Below are 21,312 nucleotides of genomic sequence, written 5' to 3'. Positions count from 1 at the left end.
TTCCCGGTCCTCAGTCGATCGTCACGTAGTCGGCGCCGGAGTAGTGGCCGCTCGAGAGCTTCTGGCGCTGCAGCAGGACATCGTTGAGGAGACTGGATGCCCCGTACCGGAACAGGTGCGGCTGCAGCCACTCCTCGCCCACCGTCTCGGCGACGGTCACGAGGTACTTGATGGCGTCCTTCGAGGTGCGGATGCCGCCCGCGGGCTTCACGCCGATCTTCTCGCCGGTGGCCCGGTGCCAGTCCCGCACCACCTCGAGCATGAGGAGCGTCACGGGGAGGGTCGCAGCCGGCTGCACCTTGCCGGTGGAGGTCTTGATGAAGTCGCCGCCCGCGAGGATCGCGAGCCACGAGGCCCGCTTGACGTTGTCGTACGTGTTGAGCTCGCCGGTCTCGAGGATCACCTTGAGCGAGGCCGACGTGCCGTCCGCGCGCCGGCAGGCCTGCTTGACGCGGGCGATCTGGTCGAAGACGAGCCCGTAGCGGCCGGCGAGGAAGGCGCCGCGGTCGATGACCATGTCGATCTCGTCCGCGCCCGAGGCCACGGCCTCCGCCGTGTCGGCGAGCTTGATCTCCAGCGACGCGCGGCCGCTCGGGAACGCCGTCGCGACGGCCGCGACGCTCACGCCGCCCTCGTCGGGATCGCCGTGCGCGGCGCCGAGCGCCTCGACGGCGGCGGGCACCATGTCGCCGTACACGCACACGGCGGCGACGCGCGGGCATGTCGGGTCGGAGGCATCCGGATTCAGCGCCTTCGCGACCAGCGAACGCACCTTGCCGGGGGTGTCGGCGCCCTCGAGCGTCGTCAGGTCGATGAGCTCGATGATCTTGTCGAGGGCCCACGCCTTCGAGGTCGTCTTGATCGAGCGGGTGCCGAGGGCGGCCGCGCGCTGCTCGAGGCCCACGGCGTCGACGCCGGGAAGGCCATGGAGGTAGCGGCGCAGCGTCGTGTCGTCGGGTTCTCCGCCGAGCAGTTCGACGGCGCGCTGCGGGAGCGTCTGCAGCTCGGTGCGGCTCATTGTTCTCTCATTCTGTGCGTCGGGTCGCGCTCCGGGGGTGGAGGAGGCGCCCGTCCTGGGATCTGCGGGCCGCGGTGGACTTGTCATCCGCCGGGCGACGTCGGTGTCGCCGTGATCCTCGCGTGGCGCACGAGCACCACGATGCCGATCGCGACGACGATCACGAACGCGATCGTGAGGCTCGTGAAGGCGAACCAGTTCTCGTCCAGCGCCAGCACGATCGCGGCGGCGATCACGGCGATCGCGGCGGCCGCGATCTTCGATCCGAACTTCAAGCCTACCGCCGGGGTGAGCCGGCCGGCGGGCGAGTCGGCCCGGGCGAGGATCCAGTCGGCGAACGCGTCGAGGGTCGCAAGGAGCGACGCGGAGTACGCGACCGCGCATCCGAGGGCTCCCCAGAGGTTGACCGAGGGCGCCGCCGACGCGTCCGCGGCGGCGAGGAGGGCTGCGGCATCCACGGGTCGATCGTATGGCCGGTCCCGCGCGCGGTCTACGGCGCCGATGCCGGAGCCGTCAGGACAGCAGGGCGCGCACCTCGGCGACGTCGTCGCCCATCTGCGCGATGAGGGCTTCGACCCCCTCGAAGGCGACCATCCCCCGCACACGCGCCGTGAACTGCACCTCGACCACGCGCCCGTACAGGTCGAGGTCGGTCTCGTCGAGGACGTAGGCCTCCACCTGGCGCGCCGCGACGTCGTCGAAGGTGGGGTTCGAGCCGACGCTGATGGCGGCCGGGTACCGCGTCGAGCGCCGCGGCTCCTCCGAGCCGGCGAACCCCTCGTCGACGAGCCATCCCGCGTACACGCCGTCGGCGGGCACGAAGCCCTCCAGGTCGGGGGCGAGGTTCGCGGTCGGGTAGCCGAGCTGTCTGCCGCGCTTGGCGCCGTGCACGACTTCGCCCCACACGGCGTGGGGCCGGCCGAGGAGCTTCGCGGCGTCTTCGACGTCTCCCGCGGCGAGGAGCTCGCGGATCCAGGTCGAGGAGACCCGGCGGTCGCTGTCGAGGGAGCGGACGTCCTCGATGACGTCGACCCGGAAGCCGAGCTCCTCCCCCAGCTCCCGCAGCACGTCGGGGTTGCCCGCGCCGCCGCGCCCGAAGCGGAAGTCGAGCCCGACGAGGACGGTGCGCGCGCCGAGGGCGTCGACCAGGACCCGCTCGACGAACTCGCGCGGGGTGAGCGAGGCCAGCGACTGGTCGAAGCGCAGCATGAGCGTCGCATCGATCCCGGTCTCGGCGAGCAGCTGCACCTTCTGCGTCACGCCGATGAGGTCTTCGGGGCACACGTCGGGGCGGAGAAGGCTCAGCGGATTGCGGTCGAACGTCACCGCCACGACCTTCGCGCCGCCGGTGGCGGCATCGACCTGGGCGCGCTCGAGGACCGCCCGATGGCCCGCGTGGACCCCGTCGAACTTGCCGATCGCGACGACGGACGGGCCGAAGCCGTGCGGCACGTCGGCCGGGTCGCGGAAGAGCATCATGACGCCACCGCGGGGGTCGCGGCATCCGTCTGCGCACTCTCGGTGACGGGAGGGTGGGTGATGAGCCACCAGATGCCGAAGAACGGGAGGACGAGGGGGATGAAGAGGTAGCCGACGCCATACAGCGACCAGACGGTCGGATGCTGGAACAGCTCGGGGAGCAGCACGCTCAGCGTGCCGATCACGAGGACGCCGACGAGCTCGAAGCCGATGGCGATCCACGCGACGATGTACCAGGGGCGGCTCCCCGCGAAGACGAGGGCGAGCGTCGCGACGATGTACACGACCGCCGAGAGCGCCGAGAGCGTGTACGCGAGCGGCGCCTGATCGAACTTCTCGACGATCTGGACGAAGGAGCGACCCGTCGCGCCGAGCGCCATGATCGCGTAGACGATCACGAGCACACGGCCGACGCCCGTCATGCGACGGGGGCGGGTGGTGGGGGAAGACATCGCCGTCGATTCTATTCCGCACCGCCCGGCCCCGGCCCGAGGTCTGCCCCCGAGCCGGATGCCGACACCGTGCGGGACCGCCGCCCGAAGCCAGTAGAGAAGCCAGTACATGGCTGCGCGGGCGAGATGCCAGCATTCAGAGCAACGGAACCGGACCGCACCGTTCCTGTCCACCTCTCTTGAACGGACTCTCATGCGATCGATCCGCATACCCCTGCTCGGCGGCGTCGCCGCTGCGATTCTCGTGCTCGGCAGCCTCACCGCCCCCGCCGCCTCCGCGACTGCGGTCTCGGGCGCCGCCGTGTCCGGGTCCTCCATGACGACGGCACCCGGCCCGGGTCCGACCCCCGGCCCCACCACGCCGAGCCCGACCCCGGCCCCCACCACCGCATCCACGGCGACTCCTGCGCCGACGCCGACGCCGACGGCTGCCGCCACACCGGCGATCACGCCCCCGCCTGCGCCGACATCCACAGCGACACCGATCCAGAAGACTGGCGTCGCACCGTCGCCGGCGGCGGGCTTCCGCCTTCCGGTCGCCGCGAAGACCTACTTCCTGACCTCGAACTTCGGTCCGCGCTGCATCCCGGTCCAGGGCGGATCGACATACCACTACGGGGTCGATCTCGCCGCGAGCACAGGCACACCGATCTACAGCATCGCCGCCGGTGTCGTGACGGCGACGGTGAGCGGCACGAGCTCGCGAGAGGGCTACATCTCTGTGCGCCACGTCATCGACGGAGCCCAGTACACCTCGGTCTACATGCACATCTGGTCGGCGACGACGCAGGTGGCCGTCGGCCAGAATGTCGAGGCGGGCCAGCGCATCAGCGAGGTGGGGAGCAGCGGCGTCTCCTCCGGCAGCCACCTCCACCTCGAGCTGTGGAAGGCAAGCGCCAGCGGGTCGGAGGCGCTGAACGCCGCCGGCTTCCTCCAGCCTCGAGGGGTCGACCTGTACGCGTCGGCCAGCGCCGTGACGGCGACGCCTCCGCCCGCGACGTGCACCTACTACGCCGCGACGGCGCTCAACTTCCGCACCGGTCCCTCGACGACGGCCCCCATCATCCGGGTGCTCGCGCAGGGCACGGCGATGACGCATGTGCCGGGCGCGGTCTCGGGGAGCTTCATCCCCGTCACCGTCGGCACCCAGTCCGGCTGGGTGTCGGCAGCGTACGTCTCACCGACGAGGCCCCAGCCGCCGTCGACCTACGTCACGACCGCGCCCCTCAGGCTGAGAACCGCACCCTCCACCACGGCCGCCATCATCCTGGTCATCCCGCAGGGCGCGAAAGTGGGGTCGATCCTCGCCACGAGCGGCGACTGGCGCCAGGTGTCGTACGCGGGCAGGACGGGATGGGTGAGCGCGGCCTACCTCGTCAAAAGCTGAGCGTCACGCGACCTGGACGGTCCAGATGACCTGCATGCGCCACACCATGACGGCGATCGCGAGCGCCGCGACGCCCATGATGACGGTGCTCCAGCGGCTGCGCTCCACGAGCGCCCAGCCGACCGCGAGCGGTGGCAGCAGCACCGCCGAGACGAGGTACACCCAGAACTCCAGGAGCGACCCCGTCGGCGGATTGCCGGCGAGCGGCGCGACGATCGCGATGACTACCTGCACGATGAGGAGGAGTTCGACCAGCGCGAGCGCGCCGACCGTCCAGTCGCTGGGGCGACGGCCGATGAGACCGAGGATGAGGCACACGAGGCCCGCGACGACCGCGACGGCGACCTCGACGTAGGTGAACCACAGGATCATCCGCGCTGCTCCTCGGGCATGTTCATGGCGCTCTTGACGTCGGCTGCGCGCCGCTCGACGATCCCGACGAGCACGCCGTCCGGATCGATCGCCGCAGCGCGGGGGCCCGCGAGCCGTGCCGCCGCTCCCCCGAGGCGCTTTCCGTGGCGCAGGTCGCGCGCCTCGTCGGCGCTCACGTCGAACCGGCCGAGCACGGCCTCCGCGACGGCGGCGGGGGCCAGGAGCGGGGTGGCGGCGGGGGCGTCGAGGGATGCCGCGCCCTCGATGCCGAACGGACCGACGCGCGTGCGCCGCAGGGCCGTGAGGTGCCCGCCGACCCCCAGCGACGTGCCGAGGTCGCGCGCGAGAGAGCGGATGTAGGTGCCGCTCGAGCAGTCGACGACCACGTCGAGGTCGATGACGGCGCCCTCACGGCGCTCGGCGAGCACGTCGAAGCGGCTGATGACGACTTCGCGCGGGGCGAGCTCGACCTCGATGCCCTCTCGGGCCAGGGCGTAGGCCCGCTTGCCGTCGACCTTGATCGCCGAGACGCGGCTGGGCACCTGCGAGATCGCGCCGCGCAGCGGCTCGAGCGCGGCGTAGATCGCCTCGGACGGGATGGCCGAGGCATCCGCCTCCGCCGTCACCGTGCCGTCGGCGTCGTCGGAGTCGGTGGAGACGCCGAGCCGGATCGTCGCGAGATACGTCTTGTCGAGGCCCACGACGAAGGTCAGCAGGCGTGTCGCGCCCTCGATGCCGAGGACGAGGAGTCCCGTGGCCATCGGGTCGAGCGTGCCCGCGTGGCCGATCTTGCGCGTGCCGAACGCGCGGCGCGCGCGTGCGACGACGTCGTGGCTCGTCATCCCCCCGGGCTTGTCGACGAGCAGGATGCCGGGGCGCGGCGCTTCTCCCGCCATCAGCAGAAGTCCTCATACACGCGTCGGGGGTGGGCGAAGTCGGTGTTGTCGACGATCGCCGATGCCGCGACGCGCGGATCGGCCGCGCGCTGGTAGAGGTCCTGGCCGTCGCGGTAGCGCGCGTTCGACGGCGCGAGGAAGTCGGGGTCGCTGCCGTCGCGCTCCGCCATGCGCTGGAAGGCGACGTCGACGGGGACGTCGAGCCACACCGACCAGTCCCAGAGGTCGCGCAGCTCCGGCCGATGCAGGAAGATCCCGTCGACGATGAGCACCGCGTCGCGCGGCGCCGTGACCCACGCCGACTCGATGGGGGCGTCGCGGTCGACGTCGAACGCCGCGAGCTGGAACCCCGTCGTCGCCGCCGTCTGGCGTCCGGCGCGGAAGGGGTCGATGAGCACGCGGCGGAACGTCGCGTAGTCGAAGGAGTCGAGGTAGAAGCCCTGCGGCGACGTGCGGCCGCGCGCGTAGCGCTCGGAGCGAGGACGGTGGAAGTCGTCGATGCTCGCGCGGAACACGGACGAGCCGTCCTCCGCGAACACCGCGGCCAGGCCATCGGCGAAGACGGTCTTGCCCGCCCCGTCGATGCCGTCGACGGCGACGATGACGCGGCCGGCGCGGTAGTGCTGGCGCACCTCGTCGCGCAGTTCCCGCCAGAGCGTCGTGGCGGGCGTCGTGGGCAGGCGCATGCCTCCAGCCTACGGCGGCGCATCCCCGCCCCGAGCCGCGGCGCCCGGGCACCGAGCCGCGGCGCCCGGCCTGCGCGCGGCCGTGTGCGACCTAGGCTGAACGGCATGCCCGATCTCGCCGCGCCGCTCATCGCGTGGTACCGCGAGAACGCGCGGGCGCTCCCCTGGCGGGAGCCCGGCTTCGGTGCGTGGGGCGTGCTCGTGAGCGAGTTCATGCTGCAGCAGACGCCGGTGAACCGCGTCGTGCCCCACCTCCGGGCGTGGCTCGAGCGCTGGCCGACTCCGACGGCTCTCGCGACGGATGCCCCGGCGGAGGCCGTGCGGCAGTGGGCCAATCTCGGCTACCCCCGGCGCGCGCTGTGGCTGCACCGGGCGGCCGGGGAGATCCGCGATCTGCACGGCGGAGTCGTGCCGAGCGACGTCGACGCGCTCCTGGCACTGACCGGGATCGGCGACTACACGGCCCGCGCCGTGTCGGTCTTCGCGTTCGGCGAGCGGCATCCCGTCGTCGACACCAACACGCGGCGCGTCCTCGCGCGGGCGGTCGACGGCAGGTCGCAGCCCGGGCCGCCCTCGCGCCGCGACCTCGCCGCGATGGACGCCGTCCTCCCCCTCGACGACGCCGACGCCGCCGTCGTGAACGCGGCGGCGATGGAGCTCGGCGCGACGGTGTGCACGGCGCGCGCACCCCGGTGCGAGCAGTGCCCGCTCGCCGACCGCTGCGCCTGGCGCCTCGCCGGCTATCCCGACACGGGCGACCAGCGTCGCCGGCAGGCGCGCTACGAGGGAAGCGACCGGCAGGCGCGGGGCGCCGTGCTGAAGGTGCTCCGGGATGCCGCGTCCCACGCCGTCCCGCTCGAGGACGTCGTGCCGGACTGGCCGGATGCCCGCCAGCGCGACCGCGCGATCGATTCGCTCATCGCGGACGGCCTCGCCGAGGCATCCGACGGTCTCCTGCGACTCCCCCGCTGACGCACGTCCGTCCTGGCGCCGCCGTGGCGCCGGCGCCGGCGCCGGTGACCCGCCACACCGTCGGAGAAAACCACAGCGCCGGACCGGGAAGGCGTTCCTGGTCCGGCGCTGTGGTGATCGCCGACGGTGCGGTCGGGCGAGGATCACTCCTCGTCGTCGAGCTCGCGCGGCTTGAGGTAGGGGTCGGCCTCGCCGGCGTAGTCCGCCGACGCGGCGATGCCCGCCACGGCGGCGTCGCGCTCGCGCGCTTCGCGCAGGAGGTCTTCGATGTGCCCCGCGTTCTCGGGGATGGCGTCGAGGATGAACTCGAGCGTCGGGGTGAGACGCACGTTGAGGTGCTTCCCGACCTCGGAGCGCAGCATCCCGGTGGCCGACTTGAGCGCTTCGGCGGAGGCGTTGCGCTCCTCTTCGGAACCCAGCACCGTGTAGAAGACCGAGGCGTGCTGCAGATCGCCCGTGACGCGCACATCCGTGATCGTCACGAAGCCGAGACGGGGGTCGCGCAGACCCTTCTCGAGGCGCTCCGCGAGGATGACGCGGATGCGGTCGCCGAGGCGTGCTTGACGTTCGCTGGCCATAGGTGTTCCTTTCAACCGATGAGGGGCGTCCGAAGACGCCCCTCACTGGAATTCGATCAGCCGCGCGGCTTCTCGATCAACTCGGTGGTCTCGATCTCGTCACCGATCTGGATGTCGTTGTACTTGCCGAGGCCGATACCGGCCTCGAAATCCGTACGGACCTCGGTGACGTCGTCCTTGAAGCGACGCAGCGACTCGATGGCCAGGCCATCGGCGATGACGACGCCGTCGCGGATGACGCGCGCCTTGGCGTTGCGCGTGATCGTGCCGGAGCGGACGATGACACCGGCGATGTTGCCGAACTTCGAGGAGCGGAACACCTCGCGGATCTCGGCCACACCGGACTGGACCTCTTCGTACTCGGGCTTGAGCAGGCCCTTGAGCGACTGCTCGACATCGTCGATCGCGTTGTAGATGACCGAGTAGAACCGGACATCCACACCTTCACGCGCGGCGCGCTCGCGCGCCTTCGTGTCGGGACGGACGTTGAAGCCGATGACGATCGCGTTGTCGATCGTCGCGAGGTTGATGTCGGACTCGGTGATCGCGCCGACGCCGCGGTGGATGATCCGCAGCTGCACCGAGTCGTCGACCTCGATCTTGAGGAGCGACTCCTCGAGCGCCTCGACGGCACCCGACACGTCGCCCTTGATGATGAGGTTGAGCGACTCGACCTTGCCCTCTTCGAGAGCGCGGGTGAAGTCCTCGAGCGAGATGCGCTTGCGGGCCTTGGCCAGCTGGGCGTTGCGCTCGGCCGCTTCGCGCTTCTCGGCGATCTGGCGGGCCGTGCGGTCCTCTTCGGTCACGATGAACGTGTCGCCGGCGCGCGGGACCGAGTTGAGGCCCTGCACCTGGACGGGACGCGAGGGGTAGGCCTCTTCGACGGCGTCGCCGTTCTCGTCGATCATCGCGCGGACGCGGCCGTAGGCCGTGCCTGCGACGATCGCGTCGCCGACGCGCAGCGTGCCGGACTGGATGAGCACCGTGGCGACGGAGCCGCGGCCCTTGTCGAGCTTCGCCTCGATCGCGACACCACGGGCGTCCTTGTTCGGGTTCGCCGTGAGGTCGAGACCCGCGTCCGCCGTCAGGAGCACGGCGTCCAGGAGGTCCTGGATGCCGGTGTTCTGGCGAGCCGAGACGTCGACGAACAGCACGTCGCCGCCGTACTCCTCGGCGACCAGGCCGTACTCGGTGAGCTGCTGGCGCACCTTGGCGGGGTTCGCCTCGGGCTTGTCGACCTTGTTCACCGCGACCACGATCGGGACGCCTGCCGCCTGCGCGTGGTTCAGGGCCTCGACCGTCTGCGGCATGATGCCGTCGTCGGCGGCGACCACGAGGATCGCGATGTCGGTGACCTGCGCACCACGGGCACGCATGGCGGTGAACGCCTCGTGACCGGGGGTGTCGATGAAGGTGATGGCGCGCTCGATGCCGTCGTGCTCGGTCCAGACCTGGTACGCACCGATGTGCTGCGTGATGCCGCCGGCCTCGCCTGCGACCACGTTGGTCTGACGGATGGCGTCGAGCAGTCGCGTCTTACCGTGGTCGACGTGACCCATGACGGTCACGACCGGAGGCCGGATCTCGAGGTCATCCTCGTTCTCCGCCTCCAGCTCGGCCTCGAGGTCGAGACCGAAGCCCTCGAGGAGCTCCTTGTCTTCGTCCTCGGGCGAGACCATCTGGATCTTGTAGCCGAGCTCGGCGCCGAGCACCTCGAACGTCGCCTCGTCCAGCGACTCGGTGGCCGTGGCCATCTCGCCGAGGTTGAAGAGGATCGTCACGAGCGTGCCGGGCTGGACCGTGTAGCCGCGCAGGGCCTCGAGCTTGTCGGCGAAGTCGGCGATCGATGCGCCGCGGCGCAGGCGGATGATCTCGCCGTTGCCCTTCGAGACGTTGACGCCGCCGACGACCGGCGCCGACCGCATCTCGAATTCCTGCCGCTTCGCGCGACGCGACTTGCGCTGCTTGGACTTGCCGCCGCCCTTGCCGAATGCGCCGGCGGTGCCACCGCCGGGACCACGGCCGCGACCGCCACCACCACCGGGGCGACCGGCGAAGCCGCCGGGCGCTCCTGTGCCGGGGGCGCCGCCGGGGCGCTGGAAGCCACCGCCGCCGCCACCGGGGCGACCGGGACCGCCGGGACGCTGCTGGAACGGCGCGCCGGGACGACCGCCGCCGCCGGGGCGACCGGCGCCGCCGGGACGCGGCGCGCCGGGGCGCGGAGCACCGGGACGCGGCGCCTGCGGGCGCGGGATGTTGCCGGGCGTGGGGCGTTGCCCCATGCCCTGCGCCGAGGCGAAGGGGTTGTTGCCGGGGCGAGGACCGCCCGGACGCTGGCCCATCCCCTGGCTAGAGGCGAAGGGGTTGTTACCCGGACGGGGCGCGCCACCGGGGCGCGGTGCCTGCGGGGTGGGGCCTGCGGCGCCGGGCTTGGGGGCGCCGGGCGTGGCCGCGGGGGCCTCGGGAGCGGCGGGGGCAGCCTGTGCCGCGGGAGCGACCGGCTCGGGTGCCTTGGGCGCGGGAGCGGCCGCCGGCGTCGCCGGAGCGGGAGTCGCCGCCGGGCGGGCGGGGGCCGCGGGAGCAGCAGCCGCGGGTGCGGCAGGCGCGGCGGGAGCCGCGGGGCGCACGGGGCCGGGACGACCGGCCGGGCGCGCGGAAGGAGCCGGCGTCTGCGCAGCGGCAGCAGCGGGCTTGGCAGCACCGTCCGCCTCGAGGGCGGCGCGGAGCTTGCGAGCCACGGGGGGCTCGATGGTCGACGAGGGGCTCTTGACGAACTCGCCGAGTTCCTTCAGCTTGGCCAGAGCGACCTTGCTGTCGACGCCGAGTTCGGAAGCGATCTCGTGCACGCGTGGTTTGGCAGCCACAAATTCTCCTGTCTGGGGTCTGCCCAGACAGGGCAGACCATTAGTCGCGGACGGGTCTCATTTCGAGCCGTTCACTTTGTTTCCATAGCCATTCAGCCGTTTCTCGATGGTCTGCGTGTCAAGCGGGCCTGACACACGGAGTGCCCGCACGAAGGCACGGCGCCGGATCGCGGCATCCATGCACTCGGGAGTCTCGTGCACCCACGCGCCTCTTCCCGGCAGGACCGCGCGCTCGTCGGGGACGAGCACGGAATCGATGGCGACCACCCTGAGCAGGGCGGAGCGGGAAGCACGCGTGCGGCATCCGACGCACGTTCGTACGGGAATCATCTTACACCCCGACGCTGAGTCGAAGCCGACCGGCGGGACGCCCCCGGTCAGGCGTCCTCGAGGATCGAATCGGGCTGGATGTCGATCTTGGCGCCCGTGAGCTTGGCGGCCAGGCGGGCGTTCTGCCCTTCCTTGCCGATGGCGAGCGACAGCTGGTAATCGGGGACGAGCGCGCGCACGGCCTTACTGGACGCGTCGAGGACGAAGCTCGAGGTGACCTTGGCGGGAGACAGCGCGTTCGCGACGAACTTCGCCAGCTCCGGGTCGTAGTCGACGATGTCGATCTTCTCGCCGCCGAGCTCCTCGGTGACGGCGCGCACGCGCCGGCCGAGCTCGCCGATGCACGCCCCCTTGGCGTTGATGGTCGGGTCGTTGGCCTTGACCGCGATCTTCGTGCGGTGCCCCGCCTCGCGGGCGAGCGACACGATCTCGACGAGACCCGACGCGATCTCGGGAACCTCGAGGGCGAAGAGCTTGCGCACGAGGCCCGGGTGCGTGCGCGACACCGTGATCGCAGGGCCCTTCGCACCCTTGGAGACAGAGGTCACGTAGACGCGCAGACGCGCCCCGTGGGCGTAGTCCTCACTGGGGACCTGCTCCTCGGGCGGGAGGATCGCCTCGACCGTGCCGAGGTCGACGTGCACCATGCGGGGGTTCGGCCCCTGCTGCACGACGCCGGCGACGATGTCGCCCTCCTTGCCGCGGAACTCCCCGAGCACGGCGTCGTCGGCGATGTCGCGCAGTCGCTGGCTGATGACCTGCTTGGCGGCGAACGCGGCGATGCGGCCGAAGTCCTCGGGGGTGGACTCCTCCTCGCCGATCACGACGCCCTCCTCATCGAGGAGCGGGATGAAGACGGCGACATGGCCGGTCTTGCGGTCCAGCTGCGCGCGGGCGCCGGCGGGAAGCTCTCCGGTGGGGGAAGTGTGCTTGGCGTAGGCGGTCAGGATCGCCTGCTCGATGATGCCGACCAGTTCTTCGAAGGGGATCTCCTTCTCACGCTCGACGGTCCGCAGCAGTCCGAGATCGATGTCCACGATGATCTCTCCTCTTCCCTATTCAGCTCTCGACGAGGGCGACACGGCCCTCGGCATCCCCATTACGTTACCGGATGCCTCGTTCCGCGGGCTGGGAGGGCGCTGGCGGTCGCAGCGGCTCGGCGGCACGCGCCATCCGCTTCGTCAAGTCCTTCGGACCGCCGCAGCCTCTTCCTAGGCTGGCCGGTGTGGACAGACCGGGCGAGATGAAGGCGGACGCCAAGCACGCCGCCCGCAAGGTCGAGGACAGTCCGGCCCTTCGCTGGCTCGCCCGGGCCGGCTACGTCGCCAACGGCGTCGTCCACGCCCTCGTCGGCATCATCGCCCTCATCCTCGCGTTCGGCGGCAAGGGCGAGAGCGACCAGGCGGGGGCGCTCAAGGCGATCGCGTCGGCACCCCTTGGGTTCGCGGCCCTGTGGGCGCTCGGCATCGCGCTGTGCGCGCTCGGGGCGTGGCACGCCGCCGAGGGGCTGCTCGCGCACGACGCGCGCGACGGCGCGGAGGGCACGATCACGACGAAGGGCACGATCCGCAAATGGGGGCGGCGTCTGGCGGAATGGGGCCAGGCGGTCGTGTTCGTCGCGCTCGGGCTGATCGCGGCGGCCGTCGCCGCCGGCGCGAGGCCGAGCGGCGACCGAGCGGTCGAGATCGTGAGCCGCGGCATCCTCTCGCTCCCCGGCGGCCCCTACCTGCTCGGCCTCATCGGGCTCTCGATCGGCGGGGGCGGCGTCGCCTTCGTCGTGATGGGGGTGCTCCGCAGCTTCGAGAAGAAGATCGACGTGCCGGACGGCGCCCTGGGGACGACCATCAAGGGGCTGGGCATCGTCGGGTTCATCGCGAAGGGCCTCGCGCTCATCGTCGTCGGGGTGCTCCTCGTGATGGCGGCGGTGCAGGTCGACGCCGAGACCGCGGCCGGCCTGGACGGCGCGATGCGGGCGCTCCTCGCGCTGCCGGTCGGCCACTGGATCGCGGGGCTCGTCGGGGTCGGCTTCCTCGCGTACGCGGTGTTCTGCGCGTTCCGCGCGCGTTACGCGCGCATCTGACCCGGCGGGTCAGCGCGGGGAGTCGCCCACGGGTCAGCGGTGGCAGTCGTCGACCGGATCGTCGGCGCCCGTGAACCTCGCGTCCGTCCAGCGCACGAGGGTCGGCAGGAAGCGCGACGACGGGAGGAGCACTCCGAGATGGTCGTACCCCTGCATGATGACCCAGCGCAGCCGCGTGCCCTGGGCGCACGCGGTCTTGACGAAACGCTCCTGCAGATCGGGCGGGATCACCTCGTCGTCGGTCCCCCACGTCAGCAGCACGGGCGCCTCCCACGGGCCCTTCGCGGCGTTCTGGGCGAGCCGGCGGCCGAAGGCGCCGGTCGTCAGGTCGGCGGTGTACAGGGGCGTGTTCTCCGACACCCCGAGCGCGGCGACGACCGAGACGACGGCGCTCGGCTCGGACGGGCAGCGCTGCGTGAGCTCCCGCACGATCAGCCGCGCACCGGGAGTGACGTAGTCGTCGAGCCGGATCTCGGGATACGTGTCGGCGTACGGCACCAGCACCCAGGCGATGACGATCGAGAGGAGGGCGTTCGTGTCGCTCTTGGTGAGCTCCTCGGCGAGCGCCGTCGTGTCGGTGACGGGTGAGAGCACGGCCGTGCCCTTGACCCGGAGGGTCGGCGCGTAGTCGGCGACGATGGGCTCCGTCCACAGCGCCGCGTGGCCGCCCTGCGAGTGGCCCCACACGACGATCTCGCGCGAGAGCCACAGTCCGTCGATCTCGCCCGCCGCGAGAACAGCGTCCAGCGACGACTTCGCCTCCCCCGCCCCGATCAGGTAGGGGAAGACCCCCGGCGCGCCCTGCCCCGCGTAGTCGGAGGCGACGACGACCCACCCCTTCGCGACGGCGTCCTCGAGCGCGGGGATCGCCCACTTCGTCGCGGCATCGTCGCGCAGGCTCGGGGCGCAGCCGCGCGCGACCCCCGTCGTGCCGTGGTTCCACGACACGACATCGCGCGGGCCGGAGTGCGGCGCCGTCGGCACGATGACGAGGGCGCTGGCCACGGCCGGCCGATCGAGTGCATCGCGCGTCGTGTAGAGGATGCGCTTGACCTCCCCGCCCGCGGGATCCCTGCCGGGATAGTCGTCGACGCGGATGAGCCGGCCGTGTTCGGCGGGCACCTGCGCGGGCGGTTCGTAGAACGAGTCGACCACGGGGGCGCCGCGCTCCAGCCAGTCGTCGACCCACCATCCCGTCACTGTCACCGCGATGAGGACGACAGCGAGCGCGTAGCGTCCGACGGCGGCCCACGCGCGGGACGCCCGCGACGGCTCGCGCGGCGCGCCGTCGCCGGGGGACGAACCCCGGCCGAGGAGCCTGCGGAGCCCGCGCGCGACGAGCGTGCCGCCGAACACCAGCATCCGCAGACCGAAGACGACCGCCACCACGAGGACCGTGACGACGGGCCACGTGAGCGAGAGGATGCCGAAGCCGATCTGCGCGATCCCCCAGGCCGCCGCGAGCACGCGCCGGCTGAGAGGACCGCCGAAGATCGCGTCGCCGAGCGAGGCGAGGCCGCCCACGACGAGCAGGATCGCGAGGGCGACCGGCAGCAGCTCGATGCTGCGGCCGAGCCACACGATCACCGCGAGGCCGAGGACGATCCAGAGCACCGAGACGACGCGGGTCCACCACGACGGCGACGGATGCCTCGTCCCGAGCTCGATGACACCCGAGATGATGGCGCTGATCCCGACGTAGAGGCCGAGGAGCAGGAGCGAGGTGAGGGGGCGCGCGACGATGAGGAGCGCGAGCGTCACGATGAAGACGCCGACGACGAGCATGAGCTGCGGCGGTGCGCCCGAGAGCACGCGCGGGAGCACGCTCCAGCGCAGCCATCTGCGCCCCGCGCGTGCCGACTCGCTCACCGGGTCATGCTACGCACGCGGCGACCGCTCCGGCGCCGAGGCTCGGCGGAGCGAGGGCCGGACGATCTGTCAAGACCTGTCGAGGCATCCGTCGATCCACGACCCTCGAAGCATGAGCGAAGTCACGGGAATGGAAGCGGCCGCACGGATCAAGGAGCTCGTCGAGGACATCGACTTCACGATGCTCACGACCGTCGACGCCGCGGGGAATCTCGTCGGGCGACCGATGAGCACGCGGCAGATGGACGACGGCGGCGACATCTGGTTCTTCACCGCGGACGACACGAAGAAGGTCGACGAGATCGAGGCGGACCACGACGTCGCGCTCTCATACGTCGACGCCAAGGGCATGCGGTTCGTCTCCGTCGCGGGCCGCGCGAGGGTCATCCACGACCGCGCGAAGATGGAGGAGCTCTACACCGCGTCGCTCGACATCTGGTTCGAGGACGGGCTCCAGACGCCGGGCATCGCGCTGCTGCGCGTGACTCCCGTCGAGGCGGAGTTCTGGGAGCCCGCGGCCGGCAAGATCGCGATGGCGGCGAAGATGGTCACGGCGCTCGTCACCCACGACACCCCGGACGACACGATGACGCACGGTCAGCTGAGCTGCTGACCGCGCCGCCGGACTCGGTGCGCACGCAGCCACTCGCCGCGCCGCCCGTCGCGCAGGCGGAAGGCGCGGCACCCGTGGGGGTGCCGCGCCTTCGGTGATCAGGCCCGGAAGACCTGGACGACGGAGGGTCGCGGCGCGTTGGGCACGTCGCCCGGGGCCGACGACCCGTAGTCGGGGAACAGCGACGTCTGCGACACGAACGAGCCGTTCTCACCGGGATGCTGCACCGCGACGAAGACGAGGCCCTCGGCGTCGTGGATGACGGGGCCGCACGTCTCGGCCTCCCGCGGAACCGCGAGGAACTGCTCGACGCGCCCGCGGGATGGTCCTTCGAGGGTGACCTTGAACAGGCCGTCGTTGTAGCCGATCGTGCCCGGCGCGCCGTCGGTCGAGATCCACAGATCGCCCGCGGAGTCGAACGCCACCGCGCACGGCGGCGGCCGTCAGTGCTACGGCACCGGCCGCACCGAGACCCAGGAGGGCGCGGCGCGACAGTGCCGCGACCGCGACCTGGCGGAAGGTCTCATTGGACGAGGCCCCCGTGAGCACAGTTCGAGGGCGCGCCGGCCCGGCGTCGCGAACCCGTCAGGCCCTCGCCGTCATCCGGCGAGGTGAGGCTCAGCGCGCGCTGAGTCGCGCGACCGCGTCGTCGACCGCGACGACCTCGCGGTCGCCCGACCGGCGGTCCCAGAGCTCGACCTGGCCCTCGGCCGCGCCGCGGCCCACGATGAGGATGCGCGGGACGCCGATGAGCTCGGCATCCGCGAACTTCACTCCGGGCGAGACCTTCGCGCGGTCGTCGTAGACGACATCGAGTCCGGATGCCTCGAGCTTCGACGAGATCGTCTCGGCGAGCTCGAAGGCCACGGGGTCCTTGCCGGTCGCGACGACGTGCACGTCGAACGGGGCCACCGACTCGGGCCAGATGAGGCCCTTCGGGTCGTTGTTGAGCTCCGCGATGATCGCGAGGATGCGGGTCACGCCGATCCCGTACGAGCCCATCGTCACGGTGACGAGCTTGCCGTTCTCGTCGAGCACCTGCAGCCCGAGCGCCTGGGCGTACTTGCGGCCCAGCTGGAAGACGTGACCGATCTCCATGCCGCGGGCGAGAGACACCGGGCCGGAGCCGTCGGGCGCGGGGTCGCCGTCGCGCACGGTGGCGACCTCGACGAATCCGTCGCCGGTGAAGTCGCGGCCCGCCACGAGGGAGTGCACGTGCTTCTGGTCGATGTTGGCGCCCGTGACCCACGCGGTGCCGTCGACGACGCGCGGATCGAGGAGGAAGCGGATGCCGGTGGCCGACTCCTCGCCGAGGATCGGGCCGGTCTCGGACCACGGGCCGATGTAGCCCTTGACCAGGAGCGGGTTGTTCTCGAAGTCGTCCTCGGTGGCCGGTTCCACCGCTGCGGGGGCGAACGCCACCTCGACGCGCTTGTCGTCGACGTCGCGGTCACCGGGGACGCCGATCACCACGAGCTCGCGCGTGCCGTCGAGGTGCGTGAGGGCGAGCACGACGTTCTTGAGCGTGTGCGCGGCCGTCCACTCCGAGGCATCCGCCGTCGCGGGTCCTGCGATCCCCGGCGCGGGCGCCGCGAGATGCGCGTTCGTGTGGTCGACGAGCGTCTGGATCGTCGGCGTGTTCGGCGAGTCGAAGATGACGGGCTCGGGCAGGCCGTCGAACGGGATGGGCTCGGGCGCGGCGGTCGTGTACGCCTCGACGTTGGCGGCGTAGCCCCCCGCCGAGCGGACGAACGTGTCTTCACCGACCGCCGTCGGGTGCAGGAACTCTTCGGAGCGGGATCCGCCCATCGCCCCGGCATCCGCCTGAACGATGACGTACTCCAGGCCCAGCCGCTGGAAGATGCGCTCGTACGCGTCGCGCTGCGCCTGGTAGCTCGCGTCGAGTCCCGCGTCGGTGTAGTCGAAGGAGTACGCGTCCTTCATCGTGAACTCGCGGCCCCGCAGGAGTCCCGCGCGCGGCCGAGCCTCGTCGCGGTACTTGTCCTGGATCTGGTAGATGGTCAGGGGCAGGTCCTTGTACGACGAGTAGAGGTCCTTCACAAGGAGGGTGAAGACCTCTTCGTGGGTCGGAGCGAGGAGATAATCGGCATCCTTCCTGTCCTTCAGACGGAAGATGCCGTCGCCGTACTCCTCCCACCGGTTGGTGATCTCGTACGGCTCGCGCGGCAGGAGCGCCGGGAAGTGCACCTCGTAGGCGCCCGCGTTCGCCATCTCTTCGCGGATGATCTCCTCGACCTTCGCCTTGACCCGCAGGCCCAGCGGCAGCCACGCGAAGATGCCCGGCGCCTGGCGCCGGATGTAGCCGGCGCGCACGAGCAGCCTGTGGCTCGTGACTTCGGCGTCGGCGGGGTCTTCACGGAGCGTGCGGAGGAAGAACTTCGACAGACGGGTGACCACGAGGGTCAAGTCTAGGGGCGCGCGTCAGCAAGCCAGGGGTGTGGGGCGGAGCCCCACAAGGAGGAGCGCGTCAGCAAGCCAGGGGTGTGGGGCGGAGCCCCGCGGGCCGAACCCGCCGCATAGGGTGAGAACCGTGACGATCGTGCTGCTCACCGGGTTCGAGGCGTTCGGCCCAGACGCGGCCAACCCGTCCTGCGACGCCGTCCGTCTGGTCGGCGAGACGTGGGACGGCCCCGAGGAGCTCGTCACCGCGATCCTGCCCGTGACCTTCGACGGGTCGGCATCCCGCCTGCGGGAGCTGATCGCCGAGCACGAGCCCGACATCGTGATCGCCGCGGGCCTGGCGGGAGGCCGGAGCGCGATCGGCGTCGAGCGGGTCGCCGTGAACCTCATCGACGCCCGGATCCCCGACAATGCCGGCGCCCAGCCGATCGATGTCCCGTGCATCACGGGCGCTCCCGCAGCGCACTTCTCGACGCTGCCGGTGAAGGCGGTCACCGCCGCGCTCGTCGCGCGCGGCATCCCCGCCGAGCTCTCGCACAGCGCCGGCACCTTCGTCTGCAACCACGTGTTCTTCACGGCGCTCGACATCGTGAAGGCACCGCGCCGCGCCGGCTTCATCCATGTGCCGTGGTCCTCCGAGCACGCCCCGTCGGGCGATGTCGGACCGCTCCCGCTCGCCGTGATCGCCGAGGCGCTGCGGACCGCGGTCCGCACGACGATCGACTCCGACACCGACGCTGTCGTCGCCGGCGGCACGCTGCACTGAGCGACCGGGTCGGACCCGCTCGCCGACGCGTCAGGCGGTGACGACCTGCGCGGTCCCGAGCGGAGCCTCGGGGCCCATCTCGGCGGCGATGCGGTTGGCCTCTTCGATCAGGGTCGCGACGATCTCGGCCTCGGGAACGGTCTTGATGACCTGCCCCTTCACGAAGATCTGGCCCTTGCCGTTGCCCGATGCGACGCCGAGATCGGCCTCGCGCGCCTCGCCGGGGCCGTTGACGACGCAGCCCATGACCGCGACCCGCAGCGGCACGGTCATGTCCTTGAGCCCCTCGGTGACGCTGTCGGCGAGCGAGTAGACGTCGACCTGCGCGCGCCCGCACGACGGGCACGACACGATCTCGAGCTTGCGCTCGCGGAGGTTGAGCGACTGGAGGATCTGGTGGCCGACCTTGACCTCTTCGGCGGGGGGCGCCGAGAGCGAGACGCGGATCGTGTCGCCGATGCCCTCCGCGAGGAGGATGCCGAAGGCCGTCGCCGACTTGATCGTGCCCTGGAAGGCCGGGCCGGCCTCGGTCACGCCGAGGTGCAGCGGCCAGTCGCCGCGCTCGGCGAGCAGCCGGTACGCCTTCACCATGACGATCGGGTCGTTGTGCTTGACCGAGATCTTGAAGTCGTGGAAGTCGTGCTCCTCGAAGAGGGACGCCTCCCACACCGCGCTCTCGACGAGAGCCTCGGGCGTCGCCTTGCCGTACTTCTCCAGCAGACGCCGGTCCAGCGATCCGGCATTGACGCCGATGCGCAGCGACACGCCCGCCGCCTTCGCCGCCGCGGCGATCGCGCCGACCTGGTCGTCGAACTTGCGGATGTTGCCGGGGTTCACCCGGACCGCGCCGCACCCGGCGTCGATCGCCTGGAAGACGTACTTCGGCTGGAAGTGGATGTCCGCGATGACCGGGATCTGGCTCTTCTTCGCGATGATGTGCAGCACGTCGGCGTCGTCCTGCGACGGCACGGCGACGCGGACGATCTCGCAGCCCGATGCGGTCAGCTCGGCGATCTGCTGGAGCGTCGCGTTGATGTTCGTCGTCGGCGTCGTGGTCATCGACTGGACACTGACCGGCGCATCGCCGCCGACGAGCACCTTGCCCACCCTGATCTGACGGGTCTTGCGTCGAGGGGCGAGGACTTCGGGGACTTTCGGCATCCCGAGATTCACTGCAGGCACGGCTGACAGCCTACGCCGCGCACGTGACGCGAGGCTGGGAACGGATGCCGCGGCGACGCGTCGCCCGGCGCTGGTATCTTGCCCCGCATGAGCTTGAGCCACCACCTCGGCCGGATGACGGGGCGCGATCCCGACGAGGCGCATCGGGCCTCGACACCCCTCGAGCTCCTCTTCGACCTCACCTTCGTCGTGGCGTTCAGCCAGATCTCGGCGGGGGCGGCTCACCACCTCGAGATCGGCGACATCGGCACGGCGCTGACGGGCTTCCTGTTCTGCACGTTCGCCGTGACGTGGGCCTGGATCAACTACTCGTGGCTCGCGTCGGCGTACGACAACGACGACGTCTTCTTCCGCCTGGCGACGATGGTCGAGATGGTCGGCGTGCTCATCCTCGCCCTCGGGGTGCCGCCCGTCTTCGAGTCGCTCGCGTCGGGCGAGCACCTCGACACCAGCGTGCTCGTCGCCGGCTACGTCATCATGCGCGTCGCGGCGGTCGCCCTCTGGCTGCGCGCCGCGAAGAACGATCCGGTCCATCGCAAGACGGCGCTCGCCTACGCGATCAACATCTCGATCGCGCAGGTCTTCTGGATCGCGCTCATCTTCGTGAACCTCCCCCTCGTGCCCACCGTCGCGGTCGTGGGGGTGCTCGTCGTGTTCGAGCTCGCGGGCCCCGTCTTCGCCGAGACGAAGTACGGCGGCACCCCCTGGCACGGCCACCACATCGCGGAGCGCTACGGGCTGCTGACGATCATCACGCTCGGCGAGATCGTCCTCGGCACGATCCTCGCGATCTCCGCCGTCGTGCAGGAGCAGGGCTGGACGTTCGAGGCCGCGCTCGTCGCGTTCGCCGGCACGGCCCTCGTCTTCGGCCTGTGGTGGGTGTACTTCCTGATGCCGTGCGGCCGCATCCTCCACCGCTACCGCGAGCGCGGATTCGTGTGGGGCTACGGGCACATCTTCGTCTACGCCTCGCTGATCGGCGTCGGGACCGGCCTGCACGTCGCGGCGCAGGTCATCTCGCACGAGGCGCACGTCGACGCCGCGTTCGCGCTCATCGCCGTCGCGATCCCCGTGCTCGCCTTCGAGGTCTTCCTGTTCACCCTCTACACGGCGCTCCTGAAGGTGTTCGACGCGTTCCACCTCTCGCTCTTCCTCGCGGGGGTCGCGGTGCTCGCGCTCAGCGTCGTCGCGGCGGCGGCCGGGGCATCCATCGGCACGTCCCTGCTGCTCGTGGCGGCCTCGCCGTTCGTCATCGTGATCGGCTACGAGACCGTGGGCTACCGCCACCAGGAGGCGGCTCTCGCCCGCAACGGCGTCTGACGGGAGGATGCCGGGACGCGGCATCCG

20 protein-coding genes and 2 pseudogenes are annotated in these 21,312 nt (G+C 71.2%); 6 read left to right on the top strand and 16 right to left on the bottom strand.

Annotated features, from left to right (window positions below):
- Positions 1 to 10 precede the first annotated feature (10 nt).
- The 4 genes from deoC to ACSBPH_RS15530 all read right to left on the bottom strand — a co-directional run bounded on the left by deoC (position 11) and on the right by ACSBPH_RS15530 (position 2,949).
- A complete protein-coding gene (gene deoC, locus ACSBPH_RS15545) occupies positions 11 to 1,018 on the bottom strand; it encodes a deoxyribose-phosphate aldolase (RefSeq protein ID WP_442575218.1) in 1,008 nt (335 codons plus the stop codon).
- An 83-nt stretch (positions 1,019 to 1,101) separates the two neighbouring features.
- The gene (locus ACSBPH_RS15540) at positions 1,102 to 1,476 is read right to left on the bottom strand and encodes a hypothetical protein (RefSeq protein WP_442575217.1); all 375 of its coding nucleotides are present in this window, start codon (positions 1,474 to 1,476) and stop codon (positions 1,102 to 1,104) included.
- A 55-nt stretch (positions 1,477 to 1,531) separates the two neighbouring features.
- On the bottom strand, positions 1,532 to 2,497 hold the full coding sequence (locus tag ACSBPH_RS15535) for a bifunctional riboflavin kinase/FAD synthetase (RefSeq protein ID WP_442575216.1): 966 nt from the start codon (positions 2,495 to 2,497) through the stop codon (positions 1,532 to 1,534).
- Positions 2,494 to 2,949, bottom strand: coding sequence for a hypothetical protein (locus ACSBPH_RS15530; RefSeq protein WP_442575215.1), 456 nt, complete (start codon positions 2,947 to 2,949; stop codon positions 2,494 to 2,496). Before ACSBPH_RS15530 ends, ACSBPH_RS15535 begins: the two co-directional genes overlap by 4 nt.
- Before the next feature lie 193 nt (positions 2,950 to 3,142).
- Between ACSBPH_RS15530 and ACSBPH_RS15525 the strand changes: the two genes are divergently transcribed.
- Positions 3,143 to 4,336 (top strand): peptidoglycan DD-metalloendopeptidase family protein, encoded by a 1,194-nt coding sequence (locus ACSBPH_RS15525; protein ID WP_442575214.1) that lies wholly within the window; start codon positions 3,143 to 3,145, stop codon positions 4,334 to 4,336.
- A gap of 3 nt (positions 4,337 to 4,339) precedes the next feature.
- Here ACSBPH_RS15525 and ACSBPH_RS15520 read toward each other — a convergent pair whose 3' ends face one another.
- The 3 genes from ACSBPH_RS15520 to ACSBPH_RS15510 are packed head-to-tail and all read right to left on the bottom strand — an operon-like array spanning position 4,340 to position 6,290.
- Positions 4,340 to 4,708: a hypothetical protein gene (locus ACSBPH_RS15520; RefSeq protein WP_442575213.1), complete on the bottom strand. Its 369-nt coding sequence runs from the start codon at positions 4,706 to 4,708 to the stop codon at positions 4,340 to 4,342.
- Positions 4,705 to 5,604, bottom strand: coding sequence for a tRNA pseudouridine(55) synthase TruB (truB, locus tag ACSBPH_RS15515; protein WP_442575212.1), 900 nt, complete (start codon positions 5,602 to 5,604; stop codon positions 4,705 to 4,707). The genes ACSBPH_RS15520 and truB overlap by 4 nt, the downstream gene beginning before the upstream one ends.
- Positions 5,604 to 6,290, bottom strand: a complete 687-nt coding sequence (locus tag ACSBPH_RS15510) for a uridine kinase (RefSeq protein WP_442575211.1) — start codon at positions 6,288 to 6,290, stop codon at positions 5,604 to 5,606. The genes truB and ACSBPH_RS15510 overlap by 1 nt, the downstream gene beginning before the upstream one ends.
- Positions 6,291 to 6,395: 105 nt before the next feature.
- Between ACSBPH_RS15510 and ACSBPH_RS15505 the strand changes: the two genes are divergently transcribed.
- Positions 6,396 to 7,262: an A/G-specific adenine glycosylase gene (locus ACSBPH_RS15505; protein ID WP_442575210.1), complete on the top strand. Its 867-nt coding sequence runs from the start codon at positions 6,396 to 6,398 to the stop codon at positions 7,260 to 7,262.
- 143 nt (positions 7,263 to 7,405) lie between these two features.
- On the opposite strand, the gene rbfA is transcribed toward ACSBPH_RS15505, so the two are convergent.
- From rbfA to nusA, 5 genes and pseudogenes are all read right to left on the bottom strand, one after another.
- Positions 7,406 to 7,840 (bottom strand): 30S ribosome-binding factor RbfA, encoded by a 435-nt coding sequence (gene rbfA / locus ACSBPH_RS15500; protein WP_442575209.1) that lies wholly within the window; start codon positions 7,838 to 7,840, stop codon positions 7,406 to 7,408.
- Positions 7,841 to 7,896: 56 nt separating this feature from the next.
- A complete protein-coding gene (gene infB / locus ACSBPH_RS15495) occupies positions 7,897 to 10,704 on the bottom strand; it encodes a translation initiation factor IF-2 (RefSeq protein ID WP_442575208.1) in 2,808 nt (935 codons plus the stop codon).
- A gap of 57 nt (positions 10,705 to 10,761) precedes the next feature.
- Complete coding sequence (locus ACSBPH_RS15490) at positions 10,762 to 10,884, bottom strand: hypothetical protein (RefSeq protein WP_442577348.1); 123 nt, start codon at positions 10,882 to 10,884, stop codon at positions 10,762 to 10,764.
- 3 nt (positions 10,885 to 10,887) lie between these two features.
- Positions 10,888 to 11,034: pseudogene (locus ACSBPH_RS15485) on the bottom strand (YlxR family protein); the annotation flags it as partial.
- Positions 11,035 to 11,081: 47 nt separating this feature from the next.
- Positions 11,082 to 12,071: a transcription termination factor NusA gene (gene nusA, locus ACSBPH_RS15480; protein WP_442575207.1), complete on the bottom strand. Its 990-nt coding sequence runs from the start codon at positions 12,069 to 12,071 to the stop codon at positions 11,082 to 11,084.
- A 188-nt stretch (positions 12,072 to 12,259) separates the two neighbouring features.
- Between nusA and ACSBPH_RS15475 the strand changes: the two genes are divergently transcribed.
- Entirely contained in the window at positions 12,260 to 13,114 is an 855-nt protein-coding gene (locus ACSBPH_RS15475) for a DUF1206 domain-containing protein (RefSeq protein ID WP_442575206.1), read from the top strand.
- Between the two features lie 33 nt (positions 13,115 to 13,147).
- Here ACSBPH_RS15475 and ACSBPH_RS15470 read toward each other — a convergent pair whose 3' ends face one another.
- The gene (locus tag ACSBPH_RS15470) at positions 13,148 to 14,983 is read right to left on the bottom strand and encodes a lipase family protein (protein ID WP_442575205.1); all 1,836 of its coding nucleotides are present in this window, start codon (positions 14,981 to 14,983) and stop codon (positions 13,148 to 13,150) included.
- 112 nt (positions 14,984 to 15,095) lie between these two features.
- On the opposite strand from ACSBPH_RS15470, the gene ACSBPH_RS15465 reads away from it, so the two are divergent.
- Positions 15,096 to 15,596, top strand: a complete 501-nt coding sequence (locus ACSBPH_RS15465) for a pyridoxamine 5'-phosphate oxidase family protein (RefSeq protein WP_442575204.1) — start codon at positions 15,096 to 15,098, stop codon at positions 15,594 to 15,596.
- 98 nt (positions 15,597 to 15,694) lie between these two features.
- Here ACSBPH_RS15465 and ACSBPH_RS15460 read toward each other — a convergent pair.
- Both ACSBPH_RS15460 and ACSBPH_RS15455 read right to left on the bottom strand, forming a co-directional pair.
- A pseudogene (locus ACSBPH_RS15460) lies at positions 15,695 to 16,030 on the bottom strand (alkaline phosphatase PhoX); the annotation flags it as partial.
- Between the two features lie 184 nt (positions 16,031 to 16,214).
- Positions 16,215 to 18,014, bottom strand: coding sequence for a proline--tRNA ligase (locus tag ACSBPH_RS15455; protein WP_442575203.1), 1,800 nt, complete (start codon positions 18,012 to 18,014; stop codon positions 16,215 to 16,217).
- 133 nt (positions 18,015 to 18,147) lie between these two features.
- Between ACSBPH_RS15455 and pcp the strand changes: the two genes are divergently transcribed.
- Positions 18,148 to 18,783, top strand: coding sequence for a pyroglutamyl-peptidase I (gene pcp / locus ACSBPH_RS15450; RefSeq protein ID WP_442575202.1), 636 nt, complete (start codon positions 18,148 to 18,150; stop codon positions 18,781 to 18,783).
- Between the two features lie 30 nt (positions 18,784 to 18,813).
- Here the strand turns inward: pcp and ispG are convergent, their stop codons facing one another.
- Positions 18,814 to 19,965, bottom strand: coding sequence for a flavodoxin-dependent (E)-4-hydroxy-3-methylbut-2-enyl-diphosphate synthase (gene ispG, locus ACSBPH_RS15445; RefSeq protein ID WP_442575201.1), 1,152 nt, complete (start codon positions 19,963 to 19,965; stop codon positions 18,814 to 18,816).
- Between the two features lie 87 nt (positions 19,966 to 20,052).
- On the opposite strand from ispG, the gene ACSBPH_RS15440 reads away from it, so the two are divergent.
- On the top strand, positions 20,053 to 21,285 hold the full coding sequence (locus tag ACSBPH_RS15440) for a low temperature requirement protein A (RefSeq protein WP_442575200.1): 1,233 nt from the start codon (positions 20,053 to 20,055) through the stop codon (positions 21,283 to 21,285).
- Positions 21,286 to 21,312: the final 27 nt, after the last annotated feature.

It is taken from the genome of Microbacterium sp. F51-2R, assembly GCF_052180235.1.
In the GTDB taxonomy this organism is placed as follows: Bacteria; Actinomycetota; Actinomycetes; order Actinomycetales; family Microbacteriaceae; genus Microbacterium.
Note: the sequence above shows the minus strand (reverse complement) of the source record. Positions and strands in the feature narration are given on the sequence as shown.

Coding starts and splice junctions, on each gene's coding strand:
- ACSBPH_RS15510 (WP_442575211.1), bottom strand. CDS start 6,290: ATGCGCCTGCCCACGACGCCCGCCACGACGCTCTGGCGGGAACTGCGC.
- ACSBPH_RS15440 (WP_442575200.1), top strand. CDS start 20,053: ATGAGCTTGAGCCACCACCTCGGCCGGATGACGGGGCGCGATCCCGAC.
- deoC (WP_442575218.1), bottom strand. CDS start 1,018: ATGAGCCGCACCGAGCTGCAGACGCTCCCGCAGCGCGCCGTCGAACTG.
- rbfA (WP_442575209.1), bottom strand. CDS start 7,840: ATGGCCAGCGAACGTCAAGCACGCCTCGGCGACCGCATCCGCGTCATC.
- ACSBPH_RS15525 (WP_442575214.1), top strand. CDS start 3,143: ATGCGATCGATCCGCATACCCCTGCTCGGCGGCGTCGCCGCTGCGATT.
- ACSBPH_RS15520 (WP_442575213.1), bottom strand. CDS start 4,708: ATGATCCTGTGGTTCACCTACGTCGAGGTCGCCGTCGCGGTCGTCGCG.
- ACSBPH_RS15530 (WP_442575215.1), bottom strand. CDS start 2,949: ATGTCTTCCCCCACCACCCGCCCCCGTCGCATGACGGGCGTCGGCCGT.
- truB (WP_442575212.1), bottom strand. CDS start 5,604: ATGGCGGGAGAAGCGCCGCGCCCCGGCATCCTGCTCGTCGACAAGCCC.
- ACSBPH_RS15535 (WP_442575216.1), bottom strand. CDS start 2,497: ATGATGCTCTTCCGCGACCCGGCCGACGTGCCGCACGGCTTCGGCCCG.
- ACSBPH_RS15505 (WP_442575210.1), top strand. CDS start 6,396: ATGCCCGATCTCGCCGCGCCGCTCATCGCGTGGTACCGCGAGAACGCG.
- ACSBPH_RS15490 (WP_442577348.1), bottom strand. CDS start 10,884: ATGGATGCCGCGATCCGGCGCCGTGCCTTCGTGCGGGCACTCCGTGTG.
- ACSBPH_RS15465 (WP_442575204.1), top strand. CDS start 15,096: ATGAGCGAAGTCACGGGAATGGAAGCGGCCGCACGGATCAAGGAGCTC.